General features: G+C 43.0%; 16 protein-coding genes. 6 read left to right on the top strand and 10 right to left on the bottom strand.

Going from position 1 to position 24890, the window contains the following annotated elements:
- Positions 1-134: 134 nt before the first annotated feature.
- Complete coding sequence (locus tag RE317_RS10440; protein ID WP_008668520.1) at positions 135-1760, bottom strand: tetratricopeptide repeat protein; 1626 nt, start codon at positions 1758-1760, stop codon at positions 135-137.
- Between the two features lie 101 nt (positions 1761-1861).
- Between RE317_RS10440 and RE317_RS10435 the strand changes: the two genes are divergently transcribed.
- A complete protein-coding gene (locus RE317_RS10435; protein WP_005838886.1) occupies positions 1862-2467 on the top strand; it encodes a ribonuclease HII in 606 nt (201 codons plus the stop codon).
- Positions 2468-2609: 142 nt separating this feature from the next.
- Here the strand turns inward: RE317_RS10435 and fucP are convergent, their stop codons facing one another.
- From fucP to RE317_RS10420, 3 genes are all read right to left on the bottom strand, one after another.
- Positions 2610-3923, bottom strand: coding sequence for an L-fucose:H+ symporter permease (gene fucP, locus RE317_RS10430; RefSeq protein WP_008668518.1), 1314 nt, complete (start codon positions 3921-3923; stop codon positions 2610-2612).
- A 110-nt stretch (positions 3924-4033) separates the two neighbouring features.
- Positions 4034-5809 carry an L-fucose isomerase gene (fucI, locus tag RE317_RS10425; RefSeq protein ID WP_005849650.1) on the bottom strand — a complete coding sequence of 592 codons (1776 nt, stop codon included), beginning with the start codon at positions 5807-5809 and terminating at the stop codon, positions 4034-4036.
- Positions 5810-5830: 21 nt separating this feature from the next.
- On the bottom strand, positions 5831-6811 hold the full coding sequence (locus RE317_RS10420) for a GntR family transcriptional regulator (RefSeq protein WP_005838891.1): 981 nt from the start codon (positions 6809-6811) through the stop codon (positions 5831-5833).
- A 448-nt stretch (positions 6812-7259) separates the two neighbouring features.
- Between RE317_RS10420 and gpmI the strand changes: the two genes are divergently transcribed.
- From gpmI to RE317_RS10395, 5 genes are all read left to right on the top strand, one after another.
- Positions 7260-8774, top strand: a complete 1515-nt coding sequence (gene gpmI, locus RE317_RS10415) for a 2,3-bisphosphoglycerate-independent phosphoglycerate mutase (protein ID WP_005849646.1) — start codon at positions 7260-7262, stop codon at positions 8772-8774.
- Between the two features lie 102 nt (positions 8775-8876).
- Positions 8877-9458 carry a DUF3109 family protein gene (locus RE317_RS10410; RefSeq protein ID WP_008668517.1) on the top strand — a complete coding sequence of 194 codons (582 nt, stop codon included), beginning with the start codon at positions 8877-8879 and terminating at the stop codon, positions 9456-9458.
- 66 nt (positions 9459-9524) lie between these two features.
- Positions 9525-10712 (top strand): porin, encoded by a 1188-nt coding sequence (locus tag RE317_RS10405; RefSeq protein WP_005849642.1) that lies wholly within the window; start codon positions 9525-9527, stop codon positions 10710-10712.
- 267 nt (positions 10713-10979) lie between these two features.
- Complete coding sequence (locus tag RE317_RS10400; RefSeq protein ID WP_008668516.1) at positions 10980-12836, top strand: S8 family serine peptidase; 1857 nt, start codon at positions 10980-10982, stop codon at positions 12834-12836.
- A 22-nt stretch (positions 12837-12858) separates the two neighbouring features.
- Positions 12859-13839, top strand: a complete 981-nt coding sequence (locus RE317_RS10395) for a PorV/PorQ family protein (RefSeq protein WP_008668515.1) — start codon at positions 12859-12861, stop codon at positions 13837-13839.
- Between the two features lie 86 nt (positions 13840-13925).
- Here the strand turns inward: RE317_RS10395 and RE317_RS10390 are convergent, their stop codons facing one another.
- From RE317_RS10390 to RE317_RS10365, 6 genes are all read right to left on the bottom strand, one after another.
- Complete coding sequence (locus RE317_RS10390) at positions 13926-15068, bottom strand: glycosyl hydrolase 53 family protein (protein WP_008668514.1); 1143 nt, start codon at positions 15066-15068, stop codon at positions 13926-13928.
- 13 nt (positions 15069-15081) lie between these two features.
- Positions 15082-17163, bottom strand: a complete 2082-nt coding sequence (locus RE317_RS10385; RefSeq protein ID WP_005838908.1) for an alpha-amylase family glycosyl hydrolase — start codon at positions 17161-17163, stop codon at positions 15082-15084.
- A 131-nt stretch (positions 17164-17294) separates the two neighbouring features.
- Positions 17295-18710 carry a DUF5115 domain-containing protein gene (locus RE317_RS10380; RefSeq protein ID WP_005838910.1) on the bottom strand — a complete coding sequence of 472 codons (1416 nt, stop codon included), beginning with the start codon at positions 18708-18710 and terminating at the stop codon, positions 17295-17297.
- A 22-nt stretch (positions 18711-18732) separates the two neighbouring features.
- Positions 18733-19890: a SusF/SusE family outer membrane protein gene (locus tag RE317_RS10375; RefSeq protein WP_005838912.1), complete on the bottom strand. Its 1158-nt coding sequence runs from the start codon at positions 19888-19890 to the stop codon at positions 18733-18735.
- Between the two features lie 36 nt (positions 19891-19926).
- Positions 19927-21549: a RagB/SusD family nutrient uptake outer membrane protein gene (locus RE317_RS10370; RefSeq protein ID WP_005838915.1), complete on the bottom strand. Its 1623-nt coding sequence runs from the start codon at positions 21547-21549 to the stop codon at positions 19927-19929.
- Positions 21550-21560: 11 nt separating this feature from the next.
- The gene (locus RE317_RS10365) at positions 21561-24641 is read right to left on the bottom strand and encodes a TonB-dependent receptor (RefSeq protein ID WP_308821654.1); all 3081 of its coding nucleotides are present in this window, start codon (positions 24639-24641) and stop codon (positions 21561-21563) included.
- Positions 24642-24890 lie beyond the last annotated feature (249 nt).

Below are 24890 nucleotides of genomic sequence, written 5' to 3'. Positions count from 1 at the left end.
GAACTACAATGAATAAAAAAACTCTTTTTTTTAATCTACAAATATAAATGTAATATATTGATATATAGTGATCTATATAAAGAAATAATATCTACAAAATGCTGTTTGATAAAAACTATAAAAATATAGGTTCTTTAAATATTTTGTAGATAGTCTGTCAAGTCATCCTCCGAAGATAAGTTTAGAGATTTACGTAAACGATATCGATTCATGTTGATTGTTTTGGGAACATTTCCTGTGAGCATCGAGATTTCTTTGGTAGATAGATTTACCCGTAATAAAGTAGCTAGATATCTTTCTCCTTGTGTTAAATTGGGATGCCGTTCGGATAGCCGTTGAAGAAACTCCTGGTTCTTTTCTTCAACATTCATCAGCAAGGTGCTGTTCGTCTTATCTCCATTCTGATATTGGCTGATGAAAGCATTGACTTTCTTCAGATGAGGTATCAATGCCTGTTGGTCCATCTTATATCCTTGCTTTATCATTTCTCTGATTTTCTCCAGCATTTCATTGCGGCTATGCAGGAATACAGCAAAACTGGTAGCTTCCTGACGACTGTTGTATAATGCGCTTTGTACAGATTTTAATTCGAGTTCTTGCTGTCGTACTTTAAGTTCTGCCAATTCGTGTTCCGATTGCTCCAGATTATAGCGGGTAACCATTAACTGCATATTCTTTTTGCGTTTATACCATTGGTATAGAAATATACTGAGTACTATCAATGAGATGAATATGATTACTAGTACAAACAGGTTCCGTTTCAGCAGTTCTATTTCATAAGCTTGCTCTCTTAGTTCTGCTTTCCTTTGTTGGTTTTGATATTGTTTATGGGAAATTTCCTGTTCTACGATGCGTAATTTACTTCCACTTTGCAATTCTTTGCTAAGGGTATATAGTTGTATCAGGCATTTATAAGCGTTTTTATGGTCTCCAAGGGCATCGTATACCCAAGATAAATATTCGTAATTATCACAAATCAGTTCTTTGGCACTGATGGAAGAAGCGACCTCGTATGCTCTTTGTAAAGCCATCAAGGCATTGTTATATTGTTTTGCATAGAAGTATTGTTTTCCCATATTGTTATAGTTTTCCCCTAATGACCATTGAGAATTCAAGTTCTTGTTGATGACAATGGCCTCATTAATTAAACTTAGCTTTTCATTAAAATCACCCTCATATAAACATAGATTATTCAAATTGGCGGATATCCCTCTTAAATTTTTCTGACTGCGGTTTATTATAAGGGCTTGTTTGAGGAATTGTTCAGCTGTGTTGAACTCATTCATGGAATAATGGATGATGCCACGATCATTGTAGCATAGTGCGATAGAAATGGAATCTCCGATGGATTTAAAGATTGAGATGGCTTTCTCATTCATTTCGATCGCTTTGTTATAGTCGGTCAGTTTACAATAGAGTGCTCCTATCAGTGCGTAAATTTGTCCATTCAGCTCTTTATTGGCAGGAGTTGCATACTCCAATGCGTCATATAGATTTTTGATGCTCACATCAAAATTGCCTAATAGCTTTTCTGCCTGACTGTAATAGAACATTGCTTCGGCTTTTTGATCATTTTGCCTTTCTTCAGGAAACAATTCAATAACCTTGGCAGCATAGTAACTGGCCTGCTTCGGATTATTGTATAAGGCTTCAACCGACTTTTTAATCAGTGCCTCGGCTTCTTGTTGTTTATTACGGGCATTAGCCCATGAGAGATTCAGCAGGCAAAGGAGAATATATACAAGTAGGTTGTTTTTCATAATCAAGCGTATTTTTGCAAAAATAGTGATTTTCTTTGTAAAAAGACACTCTTGTTTCTCTTTTAAAAGAATATCTTTGCAAGCAACAATAAAGATGAGCTATGTTATTACCTTATTTGAATAAAGATCTGATAGAGGCCGGTTGTGATGAGGCGGGCAGGGGATGTCTGGCAGGATCTGTATATGCAGCAGCTGTTATTTTACCTGTAGATTTTAAGAATGAATTGCTGAATGATTCCAAGCAACTGACGGAGCATCAGCGTTATGCGCTGCGAGAGATTGTGGAAAGAGAAGCATTGGCATGGGCTGTAGGTGTAGTGACTCCTGAAGAGATAGACGAGATAAATATCCTTAATGCGTCTTTTCTGGCAATGCATCGTGCTGTGGATCAATTGAAAATTCGTCCCCAACATTTGTTGATTGATGGGAATCGTTTTAAAAAGTATCAGGATTTGCCGCATACTACTGTGGTAAAAGGAGATGGAAAATATCTTTCTATTGCCGCTGCATCTATTCTGGCGAAAACCTATCGTGATGATTATATGAATGAACTGCATAAAGAATATCCTTTTTATGATTGGAATAGTAATAAAGGTTATCCTACTAAAAAGCATCGTGCGGCTATCCGTGAACATGGAACAACGCCATATCATCGGATGACTTTTAATTTGTTGGGAACAGATCCCCAATTAGAGATTCCTTTCTAATTTGAAGAATATATAGGAGGATGGGATAACTTCTTTACATTTCATTCTACTTGGTTGAAAATAAAGCGAAGAATCTGTTTGATTCATATGAGTAGTAACAGATTCTTCGTTTCACTTTTTTACAATGGTCTTATTCAGCATATCAATATTTTCCCCGTTGATAAGAGCGATGTCCATAAATAGTGATTATCACAAAACAGATAAATGGCAGGATAAATGAAACATTTACGGCTGGCATATTCCAAATGGTATTCATATCAATAATACTTGCTTGTAAAGGAGGAAGTACGGAACCTCCTAAAATAGCCATAATCAGGCCGGCTGCTCCAAACTTTGCATCATCTCCCAATCCGGTAAGCGCTATGCCATAGATCGTGGGGAACATTAATGACATACAGGCTGAAACAGCTACCAGGCAGTACATACCCCAGATATCCTGGAAGAAGATGACTCCGGCGGTGAAGCAGCAACCCGCAATGGCAAGTATGGCCAATAATTTACCTGGATTGAGGTAGCGCAAGATGAAGGTACAGATAAAACGGCTGATACAGAAAATAACCATCGCAATGATATTATATTCTTGTGATAGTACTTCGGCAGCTTTTTCCTCCATACCTTGTGACATGAACAGGCGTGTGCCGTATTGGATGATGAAGGTCCAACACATAATCTGCGCACCTACATAGAAGAATTGTGCCACCACTCCTTCGCGGTAATGATGGATGGAGAAGATACGCTTCAGTGTGGGACCGAAATTGATACTGTGAGACTGGTCACCATTTTTGGGCATTTGGGTAAAACGTATCACTAGAAGCATAACTAATATGACTATTCCGATAGTGAGATAAGGAGCGATCAGTACGGACAGGTCCGCATCTCTTACCATTGCAAATTCTGCCGGGTTTAGTTGGGCTCGTTCTGCCGTATCCATCGGATTTAGTTTCGCCTGGATAAAGTTCATGGCTACATACATTCCCAGTAAAGAGCCCATAGGGTTAAACGATTGTGCCAGATTGAGACGTCGGGTAGCGGTAGCTTCTGTTCCCATGGACAAGATGTAAGGGTTGGAACTGGTTTCGAGGAAGGAGAGTCCGCAGGTCAGAATAAAATAAGCTAATAAGAACGGATAGTAGCTGCCTGTCATTTTAGCGGGAAAGAATAATAAGGCTCCTACGGCATAAAGTCCCAATCCCAGCAGGATACCGGCTTTATAAGAGTATTTACGGATAAACATAGCTGCCGGAAAAGCCATGGCGAAATATCCGCCATAGAAGGCAACTTGCACCAATGCGCCATCGGTGACACTCATCCGGAAGATTTTAGAGAATGCTTTTACCATCGGATTGGTGATATCATTGGCGAATCCCCACAGGGCGAAGCAGCAGGTGACTAATATAAACGGTAGTACGTAGCTGACTCCATCTTTGTACAGGATGGGTTGATCTGTATCTTTCATTTCTTAAATTAAAGATTGAGAATTAAAAATTAAGAAATGAGAATTGAAAACAAAAAGGAGAGGCATATAACCTTTTCTCTGTTTTTAATTTTCAATTCTCAATTTATTAACTATTTATAAATGGGTCCGTAAGTTGAGCAAGCTCTGTAGTCGGAACCTTCCTTATCCATACCGAAGGCATTCCATGATGCCGGGCGGAAAATCTTGTCGTCTTCTACATTATGCATACAAACAGGAATACGTAGCATAGATGCCAGAGTTATTAAATCCTGTCCGATGTGTCCATAGCTGATGGCGCCGTGGTTGGCTCCCCAGTTGTTCATTACCGAATAGACATCACGGAATGCAGGTTTGTCGCATAGGCGGGGTACAAACCAAGTAGTAGGCCATGTGGGGTCTGTCCGCATGTTCAGTACCTGATGGATTTCCGGATCAATATCTACTGTCCAGCCTTCTGCCAGTTGCAATACTGGGCCTAAGCCTTTTACCAGATTAAGACGCATCATGGTGACAGGCATACCGCCTTTAGACAAGAAATTGGAAGAGAAACCGCCTCCACGGAAATAGTCGCGATCTGCCGGATACCAGGTTGTAGCTTTCAGACAAGCTTCGACATCGGCTTCAGTCATTTCCCAGTTGGGCTTCATGCAGGGCTCTCCCGCTTCATTATGGCTCTCACCGGTAGCGTCCAGAGTGGTTGCACCAGAGTTGATAAGATGGATGATACCGTTTTTAGCCATTCCGGTAAGTTCTTTGCCGGTGACACGTTTTACTGCTTCGGGGCTCCAGTAAGTACGGATGTCGGAGAACATCTGTCCACAGCCACTCAGCAGGTGACCGAATAACATGGCAACACCATTGCAAGCATCATTTTCGGTAGCCAGAACGTATGCTTCGCGAATGCCGTTCCAGTCGAAAGTGGTGTTGAGCAGTGCTTCACTGAAGTCACCGTTTGGTTTCCAGTCAGTCCATTGGCGTTGCCCCTGGAAGCCGGCTGCGATGGCATTATGGCCGATAGCTTCTTCTTTGAATCCCATTTCAAGCAATTTCGGGTTGCCGACCATCAAGTCACGCATGATGATAGTCATTTTTACAATAAATTCCCAGTCGGCATCCTTCTCTTCACGGGTTTTGCGCTTTTCGGGACGGTTCTTAAAGTCTTCCCCTTCGTTGGGCTTGCAATATTTTTCAGTCCAGGCCATTGCCTTGGCATATTCTTCATGGTCATAGATTCCTTCTTCCATACGGCGCAGGATCTCAGTTTCGTCCACGCTTTCATTACGTATTCCCAGATATTCCTGGAAAAAGTCAGGATCGACAATAGAGCCGGCGATACCCATGCAGACACTACCGAAAGAAAGATAGCTTTTTCCGCGCATATTGGCTACAGCCATGGCGGCACGGGCGAAACGCAATAGTTTTTCTGCTACATCGGCCGGAATCGTGTTGTCATCCAAATCTTGTACATCGTGTCCGTAAATACCGAATGCAGGCAGCCCTTTCTGTGCGTGCCCGGCTAATACGGCAGCCAGATAAACGGCTCCCGGACGCTCTGTGCCGTTGAATCCCCAGACTGCTTTCGGCCAGTGCGGGTGCATATCCATTGTTTCGGAGCCATAGCACCAGCAACTGGTTACGGTAATGGTGGCACCTACTCCTTCGCGTTCGAATTTCTCGGCACAAGCGGCGCTTTCGGCTACACGACCGATGGTGCTGTCTGCTATTACACATTCCACGGGGCTTCCGTCACCGTTTTTCAAGTTGGATGAAATCAGTTCGGCAACAGCTTTTGCCAGGTTCATAGTCTTGTCTTCAAGGCTTTCGCGGACACCACCCTGGCGGCCGTCGATAGTGGGACGAATCCCGATTTTAGGATACTTTTTCATGATATACATAGGTTTTAGTTGTTAAATTGAATTTCTTAAATGGACTTCGGTAGGGAGATAAGTTCTTATTTCCTGTCCGGTTAGTACAAATTCTGCGGCTTTCCGCCCCAGCTCTTCCCAGTTGATACTGAGTACCGTAATCCCTTGGTCTATTACCTCGTAGGCAGGAGTGTCATTGTAGGCTATCAGTCCGAAATCTTCTCCGCATTTCAGCCCGGTTGTCCGGCTTTGCTTGATTATATTGACTACCTCTATCTGACGGATTGCAATGTATACTTCTCCTTTACGGACTTGTATCCGGTCTGTATTTTCCACAATGGCTGAATCAATGTGATAATCCTGACAGAAACAATTGAAATACTGACAACTGCTACGGGGGTGTTTGATGTCTTCGGGAAATAAAAGTACTAGTCTCTGATATTTTCTCAGATGTTCTTTCAATGCGGCCAATGCATGATAAAAGGAATCGTCAAAATCCTGACATACGTATGAATAATCCTTTTTATCGAACTTCCCGAAATCCAACAGCAGCAACTTAGACGAATCTATTTTGTAAAGATGGGGGGATAGTTTCTCATTGTCGAAGTTCATCACAATGTATTTATTGTATCTGCCTATTGATTCACGTAAGATGGTATTGAAAAGTCGTTCATTATATTGATGAAACAATAAATCTACTTTGTAGTTGATGGATAGTTTTTTGATAAAACTATTATATAACGAGTATTTAAAGGGAGAATATTCGTCCAGCAGAAGCAGAATGTTTGTAAGCTTGTTGGTAACGTAGTAACCTTTTCCCGGAGTAGAGTCTATTATTCCCCGGTCTTTTAAATCAATGAATGCTTTGAACACCGTATCCCGCGACACTTGATACTCACGGCTCAGTTTGTTGATGGACGGTAATGTGCAGTCCGATTTATATTTGCCCATGGAAATCTCCTGACTGAGTAAATCAGCCAGTTGTTTCACTTTAGTGGTCTGCTGTCCAAAGGTAACTTTCATGAACTGTTTAAGGTTTTACGCGGACAATGCAAACTGTGCTGAACTGTCCCGATGCAAAGGAATGCAATTTATTCATAAACAGCAAGATGAAAAGGTATGTTTTATAACACAAGAATCGAAGCTTCTATATCGATTTCCGGAAGAATGTGTAGTACGTACTAATCAAATAATATAATTAGAGTATTTGCCGAAGTATATTAACCGCATTACAGAACAAAGGGAGGGAGTCGTGTCTTGCCGGTGCGCCGGATATTGTTTTGCTGGTTTGTGAAATGATTGCCGGGCGTATGAATGCAAAATTGACTCGGGATATGGAATTTAAAGACGGACTGCATTTTATCATCGAACTTCCTCTATAAAAAATAGGTGAAACATTATTCATTGACAGGGCTTTTTTGTACCTTTGCACCCGGAAAAAGCAAGGATAAACTTTAAACAAAATAAGATTATGAGTAAAAAAGCCCTTTTAATGATTCTTGATGGTTGGGGTATCGGCGATCAAGGTAAAGACGATGTAATCTTTAACACTCCCACTCCTTACTGGGATTCTCTGTTGGCAAACTATCCGCACTCTGAATTGCAGGCTAGCGGTGAGAACGTTGGTTTGCCCGACGGACAGATGGGTAACTCCGAAGTAGGACACTTGAATATCGGTGCAGGACGTATCGTTTATCAGGATTTGGTAAAGATTAACCGTGCATGTGCCGACAACAGCATAATGAAGAATCCCGAGATTGTTTCCGCTTTCTCTTACGCAAAGGAAAATGGCAAGAACATCCACTTTATGGGATTGACTTCAAACGGTGGTGTACACAGTTCATTCGATCATTTGTTCAAACTTTGCGATATCTCTAAAGAATATGGCATTGAAAATACATTTATCCACTGCTTTATGGATGGTCGTGACACAGACCCGAAGAGTGGTAAAGGCTTTATCGAACAACTGACTGCGCACTGTGAAAAATCAGCCGGTAAAATCGCTTCTATCGTTGGTCGCTTCTATGCTATGGATCGTGACAAGCGTTGGGAACGTGTGAAAGAAGCATACGACCTGTTGGTTGAAGGTAAAGGAAAGCAAGCCACCGATATGGTTCAGGCTATGCAGGAATCATACGATGAAGGTGTTACAGATGAATTCATCAAACCGATCAATAATTCTACCGTAGACGGTACCATCAAAGAAGGTGATGTGGTTATCTTCTTCAACTACCGTAACGACCGTGCCAAGGAATTGACTGTTGTGCTGACTCAACAGGATATGCCGGAACAAGGTATGCATACTATTCCGGGCTTGCAGTTTTATTGCATGACTCCGTATGATGCGTCTTTCAAGGGTGTTCATATTCTGTTCGACAAGGAAAATGTTCAAAATACGTTGGGTGAATATCTGGCTGCTAACGGTAAGACTCAGTTACACATTGCAGAAACGGAAAAGTATGCTCACGTGACTTTCTTCTTCAATGGTGGTCGTGAAACTCCGTATGATGCCGAAGAGCGTATCTTGGTTCCATCTCCGAAAGTGGCTACTTACGACTTGAAGCCTGAGATGAGTGCTTATGAAGTGAAGGATAAATTGGTAGAAGCCATCAAGACCCAGAAATTCGATTTCATTGTCGTGAATTACGCTAATGGTGATATGGTAGGTCATACAGGTATCTATGACGCTATTGAAAAAGCAGTGAAGGCTATTGACGAGTGCGTGAAAGATACAGTGGAAGCTGCCAAGGCTAATGATTATGAAGTAATCATTATTGCCGACCACGGTAATGCCGACCATGCACTGAATGAAGATGGTACACCTAATACGGCTCACTCTTTGAACCCTGTTCCATTTGTATATGTAACAGAGAACAAGAATGCTAAAGTGGAAAATGGTGTATTGGCAGATGTTGCTCCTTCTATCTTGCACATTTTGGGCATGCCCCAGCCTGCCGACATGACCGGACGGGATTTGATAAAATAATGTAGAAAGTATATTTATTTGTCATTCTGAACAAGGTGAGGAATCTGTAATGAAGCATGGATTCGTCACTTTGTCCGGAATGACATTTTAATTTAATAAGAGATGATACAGATAGATGATGTTGTAATCTCCCTTGATGTGTTTCGTGAGAAATTTCTTTGTAATCTCGATGCCTGCAAAGGTGAGTGCTGCATAGAGGGAGATGCCGGTGCACCGGTGGAATTGGATGAAGTGGAAAAACTGGAAGAGGTGCTTCCTGTTATTTGGGACGAGCTTTCACCCGAGGCACGGACGGTGATTGATAAGCAGGGAGTGGTTTATACAGATGAAGAGGGCGATTTGGTAACTTCCATCGTCAATCAGAAAGATTGTGTATTTACCTGTTATGACGAGAAAGGGTATTGTTATTGTGCCATCGAGAAAGCCTTCCGGGCAGGTAAGACCGATTTCTATAAACCAATCTCTTGTCATCTTTATCCCATCCGTATAGGTGATTATGGCCCTTATAAAGCGGTGAATTATCATCGTTGGGATGTATGTAAAGCCGCCGTGTTATTGGGAAAAAAAGAGAACCTTCCTGTATACAAGTTCTTAAAGGAACCGTTGGTGCGGAAATTTGGTGAAGAATGGTATAAAGAGCTGGAGGTTGCGGCAGAAGAATTGAAGAAAAGAGGAATGATTTAAGCATCTTCGGTTTTATTATCCCTGATTTATTACATTAACCGAAATTTAATACTACGAAAATACCCCATGAAAAGACTACTCTTGTCATGCTGTATCTTATTATGCGTCGTATTGACTTTGAAGGCGCAAGAACAGCCGTTAATCAGTCCGGATGATTCTATCCGTAGTTTGGTGGGACGTTTGTTTCCTAATAGCAATCCGAATCTTTCGGCACACATGAACCTGCAATTCTCCACTTCGGGAGTTGCCAACTTTATTGAAGGAGATTTAGAGGATGCCTCTTTTAAACTGAATCGTGTAAAACTGGAGATATTAGGTTCTTTCAGTAAACAATTTTCTTATCATTTCCGTCAGTCGTTTAATAAATACAGCAATCCCCACTCGTTGGATAATTTGTCCTCTTCCATTGAGTATGCTTTGGTGAATTGGAAAATGTCTGATAAATTCACGTTGACTGCCGGAAAACAAGATATCGCTTTGGGTGGCTATGAATATTATGTCAATGCCATCAAAGTCCGCGAGTATAGTGAGTTTAATGATAACATCAGTTGTTATCAGGCAGGAGTGGCGGGAAGATTCAATCTGTCATCCACCAATGAGTTGGTGCTTCAGGTAGTAAATAACCGTAGTGGAGAAAATGATGAAACCTATCTTTACGGTTTGCCGCAAGGAGTGGAAAAAGCTAAAGTTCCTGTTCTGTCAACAGTCAATTGGAACGGGTTCTTCTTTGATAACGCGGTACAATTACGATATGCGGCCTCATATGGGCAGCTGGCGGAAGGTAAGAATCTTTGTTGTTTTACGGCGGGTAATATTTATGAGAAAGGCCCTGTTATTGCTTATATTGATTTAATGTATTCTCGTGAAGGGCTGGATAGCAAAGGCATTATCAGTGATTTGCAAGGTCCTGTTTTAACAGCTCCGTCCACGGCGCAGAATGCGGAATACTTTAGTACCGTGGTAAACTTTGACTATCGCGTTCATCCCAATTGGAATCTTTATTTGAAAGGCGCTTATGAGAGGGCAGGCATTTATAAAGCAAACGGGCATTTTGAGAAAGGGCTTTATCGTACTACATGGAATGCGCAGGCGTGTGTGGAATATTTCCCGATGCGTAATAGTGAACTGCTTATCTTTGCCCATCTTTTATATAAAGGGCATCATTTGACCCGGCGTGCGCAGGCTTTGGGAAGCACGAGTCCGGACACGCAACGTATTTCTGTCGGGTTGGTTTACTCTATTCCCGTTTTTTGATGTTCCTTATCATATCTTCACTCCGTTCCGTTTGATATTTCACATGGGTGAAGCAACTGCTTCACCCATGTGACAACGGCTGTTTACCTAAGTGAAATCGCTTCTTCACCAAGGTGAAGCAATGAACGCAGCCGGACAAAAATACAAGAAAAAAGGCTTACCTTTTTATTTCAATGAGGTTGTTTCCCCTTTTCATTGCAAGACCGGGGAAATACGCTATATTTGTGAAATAATTAATTACTTCAACTAACAACACAGAATATTATAATGAAAAAGACTGTCCTTTTTTTTCTGATGATTATATTGATAGCCTCGTGCCATCAAGAAGAAATTCCTTCTGTTTCCGATAAACCGGAAGGGAATCAGCTGATTTTTGATTTATCAGATGAAGATGCACTTCAGGGTTGTATTTATGTGAAACTGAAAGAAGAACCTACAGAAGAGGTGCAGATAAGGAGTATTGGCAACACGGTAAGGACAGGAATTAAGGTGTTGGACCGGGCTGCCTCTTCTTTGAAAATAGAGAGAATGGAACGTACGTTTCCCTACGCCGGCAAATTTGAAGAACGTACTCGTAAGGAGGGGCTTCATTTATGGTACAATGTTTGGTTCTCCAAAGACACATCAGCGACTCGTGCAGCTGCTGAAGTAGCTTTTCTAGATGGTATTGAAATGGCTGTTCCTGTTCCTAAGATAGTTTCCAGGGCAAGGCCGGAAACAGTATGGGATATGTATGGTATCAGAGTGGGGGAGTGGTTGTTCAATGATCCGGATTTATCCAAACAATGGTATTTTGATAATCCCGGTACAGAATCCTGGCAGAGGGAAGGTGCGGATATCCGTTTAGTTGATGTGTGGAAACAATACAATGGGAATCCGGCTATTATTGTAGCGGTTGTAGATGGCGGCATTAATCAGGAGCATCCTGATTTGCAGGATAATTTATGGACGAATCCGGGTGAGATACCAAAGAATGGTATAGATGATGATGGCAATGGGTATATAGATGATGTACATGGTTATAATTTTGTAGATGATAATGCAATTTTGGTCCCTCATCGTCACGGAACTCATGTGGCGGGTACTATTGGTGCGACAAATAATAATGAAACAGGTATCAGCAGCATTGCAGGAGGGAACGGAACTCCCGGCAGTGGGGTGAAACTCATGAGTTGCCAAATTTTAAAAAGTCTGACTTCCACTGGAGGAGAAGTCGCTTCTGATCCGTTTATTGCTGCCGCTATTAAATATGGTGCTGATAATGGAGCTGTTATCAGTCAGAATAGTTGGGGATACGCTGTCGGAACGGGGAGGAATACCTCTTCATATATTAATCCTGTACATAAGGAAGCCATTGATTACTTTATAAAATATGCCGGATGTGATAACAACGGAGAGCAACTTGACGGAAGTCCAATGAAAGGAGGGATTGTATTGTTTGCATCAGGCAATGCGAATACTTCTGACCCCAGGATAGCGGCGCCGGCTGATTATGACAAGGTAGTTGCGGTTGCAGCCATTGAGGCCGATTATAGAAAGGCTTCTTATTCCAATTATGGTACATATATGGATATTTCTGCTCCCGGAGGAGCATTGAACGGAGATGGGCGGATATGGAGTACGACTACAAAACTGGCCGGTAATTATGAATATCTGGCCGGTACATCTATGGCGTGTCCGCTGGTCAGCGGTGTGGCAGCACTGGTGATAGAGAAGTATGGGGTAGGCAAGAAAGGTTTTACACCGGAAACTCTGAAGGAAATCCTCTATCAAAGCGCATACGATTTGGATGAATATAATCCGAGGTATACCGGCCAGTTGGGGCACGGATGCGTGGATGCCACAGCTGCTTTAAAGATAGATGTTTCTAATCTTCATCCTTTTACATTGAAGTCCAATCAGGTAACTGATAATACTCTGATATTTAGTGTAAGCAGCAGTATGGCTGGTAATGGAGAACTGACTTTGTATAATGGCATTGGCAATAAGGTGCTGAGTCTTCATTTGGAACTTGAAGCCGCCTCCTTGCATTCTGTGGACATAACCAAGCTTTCTGCCGGATATTATACATTGGTGTACCGAGCGAACGGGATGGAGATCAGAGAGAAATTTATCAAGTACTAATCCTGATAAAATGAAATAGGACATGAAACGAATAGGACTATATCTGTTTATAATAGGCATAACTTTTATTAAAGCTTATGGACAAGAGGATTCCGGACCTGTCAATACCGGAGCGGCAAACTATCTGACTATACCGGTTGATGCACGCAGCGCAGCCATGGGAGGTGCCGGTGTGGCGATTTCGAGGGGAAATAATGCCGTTTTCCATAATGGTGCGGCAACTTTATCGGAGGCCATGCACAAAGGTGGGGTTACGTATACTTATTCCCCGTGGATGCGTGACTATGAGTATGGATACTCTCTTCATAGTTTAGGCGGTTTTTATAAAATTAATAAGCGCAATGCCATTCTGTTAGGTTTCCGTTATTTCGGCTATCCGGAGATGGATGGAATAGGGGAGGATGCTTCGGGAATACATCCCAAAGAAATAGCTGTGGCGGCAGGTTATGCATACGAGGTCATAAAGAATCTTTCGGTTTCCGCTACTTTTAAATATCTGTATTCGGATATGGGTAAGATAGGAAATAGCAACGGTGCGAGTTCTGTGGCTTTTGATTTGGGGATATTATATAAGCGTGAGATAAAGGATTGGGAAGGTGCCGGTTGGTCGGTCGGGATTCATGCGAGTAATCTTGGACCGAAAATAAAATACCTAACCTCTAAAGAGGCTCTTCCTGCAATGGTCAAAGTAGGAGGTGCTGCTGACTTGCCTTTTGCATCAATGCATAGGTTGACTTTGACCGCTGATCTGGGTTACAGGCTTTCCCCCGATGATGTACAGGCGTTAAATGTAAGTGCCGGGGCGGAATATGCATGGATGGAGCATCTCATGTTGCGTGGCGGTTATCATTATGGTGATAAGAATAAAGGAGATGCCAGTTATGCTACGGCCGGGGCAGGAGTGGAATATGCAGGTGTGCATTTGGATTTTGCGTGGATGTTTGCGGGACATGAATGTCTTGCCAGAAATACGTTTTGGATTTCTTTAGGATACTCTTTTTAACTCTTGCACGGTTAGTCCTAGAAGCCTATATACATATATTAGGCTTCTAGGTTATCGATTATTAACAGGAAGATTATGAGTTATCTTTACTTTCTTTTTGTAGATGATTGGAATGCATTCATAATGGCTGTGGGTTTTCCGTTTTTGTCAAAGGCTCCCATATCATATCCGTTCCATTCGTAACATTCCGGTTCCCAGTACCATACACCAGCGCAAGATTCCATGTCTCGGGCTTTGTTTATAAAATCGGCAAGGACTTGGGCGGAAGCGGAATCATTTTGTTTTACCCCTATTTCGGTTATCATGACTTTTACTTGGAAAGTCTTTGCTAGTTGGCTGATGTGTTTTAATGCTAACAAGTTCATTTCTTGCCATAATTTTGTGGAATGAGTTTGTGGATAGTGTGACAGGCCAATCATATCCAATTTTCCTCCAGCTTCTTTGAACTGCTTGAACCACCAAGTTAAGTCGTCCCAGGCATTGTCTATGTGAACAATAACGATACTTTGGGGGAAGATTTTTTTTACGGCATCGTAGCCGGTATTGACAAACTCGGCCAGATTTTGTGTGTTTTGTGGATATTTCACTCGCTCATTGGTACTGTTTAAGCCTTTGACATCACATTCTCGGATATCATAGAATGCACCGCTGAGTGCGACATTCTCATCCCACAACATTCCTGGACGGATTTCGTTACCCACTTGTACCCATCGTGGGGATATGTCTTCCGCCTTTAATGCTTGCAAGATGTCGATGGTATGGGCGGCAATGGCCGTCTTTAGTTCCGCTACTGATTTGCCGATCCATGCCTTGGGCTTGAACTGTTGTCCGGGATCAGCCCATGAGTCGCTGTAATGGAAGTCTACCATGACATCCAGACCTTGTTCTTTGGCTCGTCGGGCTTTGTTCACAACGTCTTGTTTACTGTTCCATCTGTCTTTGGGATTTACCCATACGCGCAGGCGGATGGCATTTATGCCCAGCTCTTTCATCAGTTGGAAGCAGTCGGTTTCTATGCCTTCATGATTGTAAAACTTCAACCCTTTTTTTTCCATTTCACTCACCCAACTGATGTCGGCTCCTTGAGTAAAACTGGTTTTGGAAGGTGCTGGTGTATCGGAATTATCTGTTCCGGACTGTTCGTTGCCGTGGCTTCCGCAAGCTGACGAGGATAATACCAGCAAAGCGGTTAGCATATAATTCTTGAGGTTATGATATATTTCTTTCATGTGTTTTCGTATATTAGTTTTTTAGAAGATAGACAACGGAGGCATATCCGTCTAGTTTTAAATAAAAGTTTCCATGGTCTTCCTTCTCCTGTACATTTCCGGATACGGCGATAGCTTTCTCCGTCCTGTCCGTCAAGGGAATCTCTATTTCAGAATTGCCAAAATTATGAATAACCAATAGTTTCTCGCTATCTTTAGTCATGTACCAGGCGGCAATACTTTTGTATTTTTTTTCTCCCTCTCCCGATTCGTTGAACAGAGCATGACGGGTCATGGTTCCTTGGGCCAGCGCTGGATAGGTGTTACGCAATGCGGTAAAGATCAAGTAGGTATTCAATACTGACTGATGGTCTGCCGTCTGTTTGGTTACATCGGGGATGTTTGTGCTTACTGTGGCATCTATTTTGTCGGTATAGTGGGTGGTATAACTGTCTCCCCACAACATAGGTCCGCGTACATATTCATCTCCTTTGTCTTTGGTGCCGTATAATCCTAGTTCTTCACCATAATAAATATAAGGTGAGCCGGGAGTAGTGAGCAGGACAGCGGCTGCTAATTTCTCCTTGGCGGTAGATTTACCTAGCTTGGAGGCTGCACGATCTTCATCATGGTTGCTTAGTTTGGTTGCTGCGATGTACCCGGGACGATAGGCGGCATATTCTTGCCTATAGTTCAGGATGTCTTTGGTGAAATAACATCCGGTGGCATTATTGAGAGCCCATTCCAGACGATACCAGAAAGAGAACTCGAACAAAGCGGGCAGACCGGCATAATAGGGGGCTACTTCGTTGTATTCGGACAGTACTTCACCCACCATGTAGAAATTGTCCGTGTGTCCTTTTTGCTTGTAATAAGTGTTCATGTCTTCGTAGAACATATTCAGGAAACGGGGATTTTCGTTGCTGGTAGCACTGTGGTAGATGTGCTTGACAGCATCCAGCCGCAGTCCGTCCACACCTCGGTCTATCCATCCTTTGGCACTGTTTGCCATGGCTATGTACGCAGGGGAAGAAGTGGCTTGTTCCACCGCACCATAGTTGAGGTCGGCAAAGTAGTCGGTGGCAAACTGGGAATGATAATACCATAAGTTCATGGAATCGAACAGAATATCGGCCGCTGTTTTGTTATCAAGAGTGAATGCAGTTCCCAAAGTGACTTTGTGGGAAGCAGAAGTAGCACCGTATTTAGTTCCTGCAGGCCAAGAAGGATCGTTACTAGTGCGGATTAGAAATCCCCAAGAGGACACGAAGTCTGTGGTCAGTTCATAATGGTTGTTCCCTTTGTCATAGAATTTTTTACATATGCCTTCTCCGAAATAAAGGTATTTGGCTCCGTTTGTGCCGGGGTCAGGGTTGTCCGCATCGGCTTTTTCGGCCCGGGTTACTGTGACGGTGGGTTGCGAGGCTTTGCTCCAGTCGAGGCTGAATGTATAGATGCCTTTTACTTCTGTATCTTCGGAGGAGGTTGCGAACCATTCATTGGCGGCATATTCTTCTTTGGGTATCATGGCTATTTTTCCTTCTGCTATCTCTGTTTGAGGAGATTGGGAGAAGAGATAGTAGCTACGATAAAGATTATCAGTAGATGAGGTGGCTTCCTTGAACCAAGGGTGGGCTTTGCCCGTATGGTTCATTACATAATCCAGGTATATTTTTATGTTGCGCTTGTGGGCTTCGGTGATGAGGCGGTCGAAGTCGGCCTCTGTACCTAGTTTGGGATTGACTTTGGTATGGTCTGTCACATCATAGCCGTGATAGGACATGGCAGGATGGATGGGGGAGAGCCAGAGGGCTGTCACTCCGAGGCTGTTGATGTAATCCAGCTTGTCAATGAGTCCGTTGAGGTCGCCGTATTTGTCACCGTCTTTGTCTGCAAAGGAGTAAACTAATAATTGATAGGAGATGTCGGCACGCTTGGTACCATCCCAATTGTCGGGGGCGGCAGTGATATTTTTCCAAGTGGCGGTAGGAGGATCAGGGTTTTCGGGAGTCGGAGGAACCGGTATTTCCGGCGAATCGTCAGAACAGGCTTGTGACAGAGGTACCAAGCAAAGCAGGAATAGTATACCTACTAGAAAGAGATGGATTCGTTTCATGGTTTCTTTGTTTATAAGGGGTAAAAGAATAAGGCGGAGTACAGTATTACGGAAATTCCGCAAGCCGTAAACCGCCTTTTGTCGGTATAGGTACGGGGAGGATACAAGAAGCGTACCTATACTTGTATTGATTAGTTCTTAGTTAGGGTCAACAGGTTCATGCCGTCGCATTGAGGGATGAACCTGATGGTATAGTTTCCGGCCGTAACAGCGATGTTGCCGGCATTGAAAGTCGGTTCGGCTATCGAACCACCCCAGTTGATGTCCCAGTCATTATTGGCGCGGATTTTGATTTCACCATCCGTTAGGTTGGTGGTCAGATTCCAACTTCCATCTTCTTCGTTGTAAGTCATGTCGGTATCGGCATCCCATCCGGATGGGGTGGCGCTACCTATCACTCCGAGAGTTGAGATGAGGGTATGCTTGTAAGTCATGGCAGTCAAATCCACTTCCATCATGTAGAACCCTGCTTCCGGAGCGTCGATATTTCCTGCACCGTTTTCATCAAGTGTACCTGCCAGAGCATCACCACTTACTTTTTCCCAATCGCCTGTCCAGTTATCTTTTTCTGGGTTCGGCTTGTATTTGAATTCTCCGTTCAAATAGGCGAAACCTCTGTATTTGCCATCAAAGTTTATTCCGGCTAGCGGGCAAGTACCTGACCATGAGGTGTTATTACCTATTTCATAGATGTAAGGAGCGAAACCCAGCTCTTCCAGTGTGTAGGTGTATTCCATCATATCCAATGTCATTCTATACATGCCGGCTTGAGTTATCATGCCGGCTTGTGGATTGTTTGTTGTAAGTGTTCCTTCGGTAGCGGTATCTCCATCGGTTACGGTTCCCAATACACCAGCTCCCCAGAATTCTCCCTCGGTATTGGTCTTCGGAATAATTTTCCAGCATTGATTATCAGCGGTTGTGGTGAATACGATGGAAAATTTGGAATCTTCATAAACGTCTGTTCCCGAATGGCTGAATCCCACCATGCCGTCAGCGCTCCAACCATTTACCGAGGTTTCATCCTTGTCGTTCTTTATTGTGAACATGTCGCCTACAAGATAGTAACCGGTGTCAATAAATGGTGCGGCCGGAGTGAAATTTACGTCAAACGAACCGGCATTTACCAATAAGGCTTGTCCGTCTTTTATGGCATTGGCATATACTTGGGCAATGAAGGGACGCGCTATAGGACGTTTCCCGTAAGTTTCCACTACCAGCTTCTGAATGGTCAGGCTGTCAATCATTCCGTCTGTATTGGATTCCAGTTCTCCTGCCTTACCTTTCTCGGTAGAGAGCTCTACCCGTACATTGCCCAAGGTATATCCTTCGGGAAGTGTGGCATTAGATAGAGTGAACAATTTGATGCTGCTCCCCGGATTGGATAAATTGATGTCATCGACCTTGGATGCCGAGAAATCGGGAAGGGTTATTGCAGCTTCTTGTTCGTTGGCTTGAGGAGTTGCCCAATCAGTGTAATCATCTGTGCATGAAGACATGCACAGAACAGTCAGACCGATTAATGAATGGATTGATATATTTTTCATCTTGATTCAATTAAAAAGATTATTATTTGATTTCGCCTTCGCCGGTAGCGAAGTTCAGGTAGAGCTGCTGTCCCGCTTTGCCTGCTACTCGTGCTTGGTCTCCATCGTTGGCACGATATTCAATTTTGCCGTCGAAGACCATGAACTCGCTCTTCCACCACTCAAAGGTAGGAATTTTTACGTATGCACGCACACCGTCACCATCGCCACCCGGGACACTGGCAGCAAAAGCAGGTGAGACAAAAGAAGCGTTAAAAGTATCGGGAATGGTACATAACCAGCCTTCAGCCTGCTCTTTCCAGTCGCTGTTGCCTACAACAGGTCCCATCAACCATATTTCAGGTTTGTTAAACTGTATATCATAGACGAGGTTGCGTCCCGAAACGGAAGAGGTGATTACCATTAAGTACCATCCCGGAGTATCAGTAGCGATATTGTCTCCGTTGTCTTTGATATTGCCTGCCAAATCGCCGTTTATACTGTTTATACCAGAAAATCCTGTTTCATTTCCATCCCAAGCTTTGCTCTGATTGAATTTGATGCCGGCATCGTCTATCCATACCATAGACCAGAATACATGAGTTGCACCGTTTACGGGAATCATCTTGGTTGCCGAATCCCAGTTCCATTCGTTAAATCCGCCTACGATATATAAGTTTTCGGGGGTATTGACCGGAGGAAGCGAGAAAAGTAAATGTACTTTATTCAATGACACTACATTGGAAAGTATTTCGGTTCCTTCTATTGCTTTGTTATCACTGGTCATCATAACTGCTCTTAAGCGGATATAGACCGCTATATCCATCGGAAAATCAACATCGGTTGCACCTTTGTTTACTTTCATATCTGTAAGTGTACTAGCTAAAAGAGGTGCGTCTATACTGATTTTTGTTCCTGCATTGACATTACCTATTTCTGTAAAATCGGTCATGGATTCATCGAATGCCACTTGCACATAGTATCCAACGTTGGCGGGGAAGCCGTAGTCGGGTTGTGAACAGGATATTTCGATAGAGGAAGAATTGGCCAAATCGATTACTGTACCGCTGATAGCTGGAGTGTTTAGGACAAATTCGGTGGGTGAGATTAGCGTTGGGTTGGAGTCGCGATCATCATCACATGCGGTGAATATACCCAGTCCCAATCCGATAATCAAAAATGATTTAAGTATTTTATTCATTGTATTTTCATTTAATAATTATAAAACAAAAAGTTTTCAGTATCCCGGGTTCTGAGTCAAATTGGAGTTGGCAGTCAACTCATTGGTCGGGATGGCAAAAATATTAAGATGTGCATCAAAACTACGTCCTTCATAAGATCCGCCTTTCCATTGCCAAGTGTAATTGTTGTTGCCTCCATAGCGGTTGAATCTAATTAAGTCCATACGGCGGCGGCCTTCAAAATAGAATTCTCGGCTCCATTCATCGCAAATATCATCCAGGCTATATGCATTTGTACGGGTAGAAGCATGTGCACGACTTCGGATGGAGTTAACTGCTTGTGTACCTTCAGATGTAGTGTTTCCTCCATTCAAGCGAGCATCGGCTTCTGCAAAAGTCAGATAGGCTTCTGCAACACGTAGCAAGAAGTAGTCGGTATCGGCGAAGGTGGCATCATGTCCGGCTGAACCGTCTGTTTTGAAGTTGGTGAATTTTGCAATAGCATAACCGCTTTTAAAGGTAGATACATCTTCATTGTTTAAGGTACGTCCCACACCGTCGAATAAAGCACGGTCGTCTTTGGCTGCTACATACATGTCGTAGCTTGGCAGTTCGGGGGCATCATTCTGAGGGAAGAATTTGCGGATGAGGTCAGGACGTGCGCGGTTACCGCCCCAGTTTTGTGCAGAAACACCGTTGGTGGCTGTCAGGTCATTAGGGTTTGCATGCATCTCACCATCAAAGCAACCAGCTATCAAGAACAGGGAAGTACCCCAACTGGTGGTTGTCAGACCGTCTTGAAGTAAGGGTAGAAGAGCTTCGTAAGCAGCATCAGTTTCCCCGTTGTCACCCATGAATAACATTTGATAGGCAGTCCATCCGCCTTTTCCCACAGTATTGAGCCGGTAGGAGGATTTTATTACTTTGTCGGCATATTCTTTTGCTTTTTGCCATTGGGCCGTTCCTGTATAAATTTCCGAATTCAAGTACAGGCGTGAGAGCAACAGCCAGCAGGCAGCTTTGTCTACACGACCATAACCGGCATCTGTCGATTTTTTTGCTTTTGCTTCGGAAAGGGCCGGTTCTATTCCGATCAGTTCCTGTTCAAGCCATTCATACATTTGAGCTCTGGATCTTTGTTCAGGTTTGGTCATTGGTTCCAATGTAAAGGGTATGTTTCCCCAACCATCCATCAGTAAGAAGTAGTGTAGGGCACGTACAAAGCGGATTTCGGCAGACATGGTGGCATCTGTATCTCCAGCCATAGCCAGATATTGGTTACAATAGGTGATGCCGGTAGTCAGACGGGCATAGAACCCGTTTAACATAGGATGGGAAGCATTGTAAGTATTGTAGCAGAAACTGGCTACACCTTCATCTCCCCAGCCGCAGATAGCTTCATCAGTGGTCAGTTCGTTGGAATTGAACAATTGGCGGATAAAGCCTGTCGTACCACCATCCAAACCGTCAATATCACAGTCACCGTTAGCACCACCGTTTCCGGCTAATGCCATATTGGCGTAGCACTTGTTGAACAATCCGTTTAAATCAACATTGGTATCGATGTTCGGATCGATAGGATCTACATCTAAGTCTCCGATACATGAGGTTGCCCCCAAAGCCAACATCATGAATGTGGCAGGAACGATATTCTTTATGTATTTTTTCATATACTGCATAATTTTGCGAATTAGAAATTCAGGTTAAGACCAATAATAAATGAGATAGGACGCGGATAGAGATTGTTATCGAATCCGTTATTGATTTCGGGGTCGATGCCATCATAGTTTGAAATGGTGAAAACATTCGATACGGTTCCATATACGCGTCCATTCAAACCGCGATAGCTTCCGTTCTTGAAGAGATTGGAAAAGCTGTATCCTAAAGTGATGTTGTCACACTTCAAGAATGAGGCGTTACGCACCCAGTAGTCCGAAGCTTTGGCGGTAATTTCGTAAGTTTGCCAATTTCTGGCTACAGCGTCTACCGGACGGTTAGACAGGTAATTCAAAGAGTTGGACCATACTTCACCAGGATTCATGTTGCTCCATCCGGCGTTGATTCCATCATAAACATAGTTACCTAGACTGGCACGCAGTGAGAATCCGAAGTCCCAATTTTTGTATTCCAGGCGGGAGGAAAGCCCCATAGTTACGTCGGGAGCAGCATTTTTATAAAGGTATTTGTCATTTTCGGTAATCTTACCGTCACCGTCCCGGTCTACTACTGCATTTTCTATCGGGTTGCCTTGTGGGTCATATACTTGTTGGTATACATAGAATGAATTAGCTGGATACCCTACTTGATTGTATTGCAGATAAAAACCCGAACCTTGACCTACTTTGATATCGGTATTGGCTACAGGAGCACCACTATCGGATACACCACTTAGATCGGTAATCTCATTCTTATTATAAGTAAGGTTATAATTAATAGTCCATATTAAGTCATTGTTTACAATGGGTTTCCAGTCTAAGGCAAATTCGATGCCTTTATTTTCCAACGAACCGATATTTTGCCATGCTTGATTTCTATAGCCAGCCATGGACGCTAATGGTGCATAGTTCAGCAAATCTTCGGTTTTACGGTAATAAGCATCAATACTGGCTGTCAGCCGTTGATCCATAATACCAAAATCAACCCCAATATTATAGGTAGTAGTGGTTTCCCATTTTAAATCAGGAGTATAGTTGTCCGGGCGGTATAGGGTTCCGTTACCTATCAGTGGATAAAAACCGTTAGTACCTGTGCTTACTGAGTATGTGGGAATCCAGTTATAATTGTTAATTTTTTCTCCTGCCTGTTGACCTGTCATGCCCCAGCCTAAGCGAAGTTTCAAGTCAGATATCCAAGATATGTCTTTTAGGAAGTTTTCTTCTTTTGCTTTCCAAGCTAAGACTACAGACGGGAACCACGCCCAATGGTCTTTGAAGCGTGAAGTTCCATCATCGCGAACGGTAGCTGTAAGATAGTAACGGTTCATAAGTATGTAGTTGGCACGTCCGAAGAAGGAAACCAAATAACTGTCGGTCTTGTATTGATACGGAGTGTGAGGACGCTCTGTGCCGGCTAATGTGGGGTCATCGTTCGTCATCGGATAACGACCTACGTAGTCACTGTTTGTGCTTTTCCAAAAATGTTGCCATTCGTAACCTCCCATAATATCAAAATGGTGGTTATCATTAAAGTCTTTATAATATTGGGCGTATGCATTCAATGAAAGGTTGCGTTTTAGGATACTTTCACCTCCAACAGAACCATAATACATGGCACTAGGGGAAGCAGTAGATTTATTCTGTGCTTGGCGTCCTTTGGAAACATCGGCACCTAGAGATAAATGAAGGCGAAGGTCTTCAAGACCATGTACTTTATAGTCGATATCGGCACTTCCCACAAAGGCGCGGCTGTGGGCAACTTCTGTGTTAAAAGCAAGCATGGCTAATGGGTTGGCACATTCTGCCGTGCTGTTATAGATGAACGGCCATGTGGAGTCGCCTAATGATGCGGCTGATGACCATTGGAAAAATCCCCCATAATTTTGTAATGTCTGATCCAATGCATTGCCGAATTGGGCTTTGTGATATTCGGATGTGAAATTATAAGGATCTTGGGTAGGGTCCATCTTTACAGCAGCACCTACGGCTCCACCGTCGGCATATGCAGAACGTGCGTACATTCCTTTCGCATTGAGGTTCATAGTCAAATGATCGTCAAAAAAAGACGGATTAAGATTCAATGCAGCTGTGACACGTTTGAAATCAGAATTTTTCAAGATACCTTCTTGATTGGTGAAACCTACAGATACACGATAAGGAAGGTCTTTTACTGCACCCGATACGGTTATATTGTGGTCATGACTGAGAGCGGTACGGTAAATAAGATCTTGCCAGTCGGTGTTGGCTGTACCCATGGCACGATAAGCATCGCTGTTTTCTCCGTATAAATCGGTGATAAGTTGACGGTATTGGTTGCTGTCAAGTACATCAACTGTTCCTTTTTTCTGACTCAATGTGACACTACCTGAATAGGAAACTGAAGGCTTTTGCCCTTTGCGTCCCTTTTTAGTAGTGATGATGATAACACCGTTTGAGCCGCGTGAACCGTAGATAGCAGTGGCTGAAGCGTCTTTTAATACGTTGAATGATTCGATATCCTGCGGATTAATCATGGCTAGTTTGTTAGAGAGGCCTTTTACTCCCTCATTGTCCATAGCCATACCATCAATAACAATTAGAGGGTCATTAGATGCGTTCAGTGAAGAACCGCCACGTATACGAATCTGGGCGCCACTGCCTGGGGCACCATCATTACTTGTTACATTGACACCGGCTATTTTCCCAGAAATCATATCCTGTGCGTTTATTACTAAGCCTTTGTTCTTTCCATCCGGTTTCATGGCTGTTACCGAACCGGTCAGGTCATTCTTTTTAGCCACACCATAACCGATAACGACTACTTCTTCCAAAGTTTCCGTATCATCTTTCAGTATCACATTTAGTGAAGTAGCAGCCGGAAGTTCCTGGGTCAGGTATCCGATAAACGAAATAACAATTATATCACCTTTATTGGCGTTTAACAGGAAGTTACCGTCAAAATCAGTGATAGTACCATTGGTTGTTCCTTTTACCACAACATTGGCACCGATAATTGGTTCGCCTGTTGTGTCCTTTACAAGTCCTTTGACAGTCATTTGCTGGGCAAATGCGTCTATGGACAAGAAGCATCCTACTATCAGTGTGAGTAGGATCTTGAACATCAAGTTTCTTTTCATGTCTTTAAATTTAAAGTTAAATAATTATTTCAAGTTTATATTCTCAGTTAAAAAATACCTATTGAAAACTGTTTTCCCAAACAACCTGATTTTCTAATCAATCTCTGTTATAATGTATGTTTTTACCTTTTAGAATGATTGGCGGCTGCTTTAGCTAACCATCATCCTCACTTACTTTTTGTTTTGTTTGTTACAAATGTAGCGGTCTTATAAAGCGATTTTTGAGATAAGAATAAAAATATAAATGAT

Origin of the sequence: Phocaeicola sp. GP0067 (genome assembly GCF_031119655.1) — a bacterium.
Taxonomy (GTDB): Bacteria; Bacteroidota; Bacteroidia; order Bacteroidales; family Bacteroidaceae; genus Phocaeicola; species Phocaeicola vulgatus.
This window is presented reverse-complemented; position numbering and strand designations above follow the sequence as displayed.

Excerpts from the sequence above, each read along its gene's own strand:
- RE317_RS10440 (WP_008668520.1), bottom strand. The coding sequence starts at position 1,760 with ATGAAAAACAACCTACTTGTATATATTCTCCTTTGCCTGCTGAATCTC.
- RE317_RS10435 (WP_005838886.1), top strand. The coding sequence starts at position 1,862 with ATGTTATTACCTTATTTGAATAAAGATCTGATAGAGGCCGGTTGTGAT.
- fucP (WP_008668518.1), bottom strand. The coding sequence starts at position 3,923 with ATGAAAGATACAGATCAACCCATCCTGTACAAAGATGGAGTCAGCTAC.
- fucI (WP_005849650.1), bottom strand. The coding sequence starts at position 5,809 with ATGAAAAAGTATCCTAAAATCGGGATTCGTCCCACTATCGACGGCCGC.
- RE317_RS10420 (WP_005838891.1), bottom strand. The coding sequence starts at position 6,811 with ATGAAAGTTACCTTTGGACAGCAGACCACTAAAGTGAAACAACTGGCT.
- gpmI (WP_005849646.1), top strand. The coding sequence starts at position 7,260 with ATGAGTAAAAAAGCCCTTTTAATGATTCTTGATGGTTGGGGTATCGGC.
- RE317_RS10410 (WP_008668517.1), top strand. The coding sequence starts at position 8,877 with ATGATACAGATAGATGATGTTGTAATCTCCCTTGATGTGTTTCGTGAG.
- RE317_RS10405 (WP_005849642.1), top strand. The coding sequence starts at position 9,525 with ATGAAAAGACTACTCTTGTCATGCTGTATCTTATTATGCGTCGTATTG.
- RE317_RS10400 (WP_008668516.1), top strand. The coding sequence starts at position 10,980 with ATGAAAAAGACTGTCCTTTTTTTTCTGATGATTATATTGATAGCCTCG.
- RE317_RS10395 (WP_008668515.1), top strand. The coding sequence starts at position 12,859 with ATGAAACGAATAGGACTATATCTGTTTATAATAGGCATAACTTTTATT.
- RE317_RS10390 (WP_008668514.1), bottom strand. The coding sequence starts at position 15,068 with ATGAAAGAAATATATCATAACCTCAAGAATTATATGCTAACCGCTTTG.
- RE317_RS10385 (WP_005838908.1), bottom strand. The coding sequence starts at position 17,163 with ATGAAACGAATCCATCTCTTTCTAGTAGGTATACTATTCCTGCTTTGC.
- RE317_RS10380 (WP_005838910.1), bottom strand. The coding sequence starts at position 18,710 with ATGAAAAATATATCAATCCATTCATTAATCGGTCTGACTGTTCTGTGC.
- RE317_RS10375 (WP_005838912.1), bottom strand. The coding sequence starts at position 19,890 with ATGAATAAAATACTTAAATCATTTTTGATTATCGGATTGGGACTGGGT.
- RE317_RS10370 (WP_005838915.1), bottom strand. The coding sequence starts at position 21,549 with ATGCAGTATATGAAAAAATACATAAAGAATATCGTTCCTGCCACATTC.
- RE317_RS10365 (WP_308821654.1), bottom strand. The coding sequence starts at position 24,641 with ATGAAAAGAAACTTGATGTTCAAGATCCTACTCACACTGATAGTAGGA.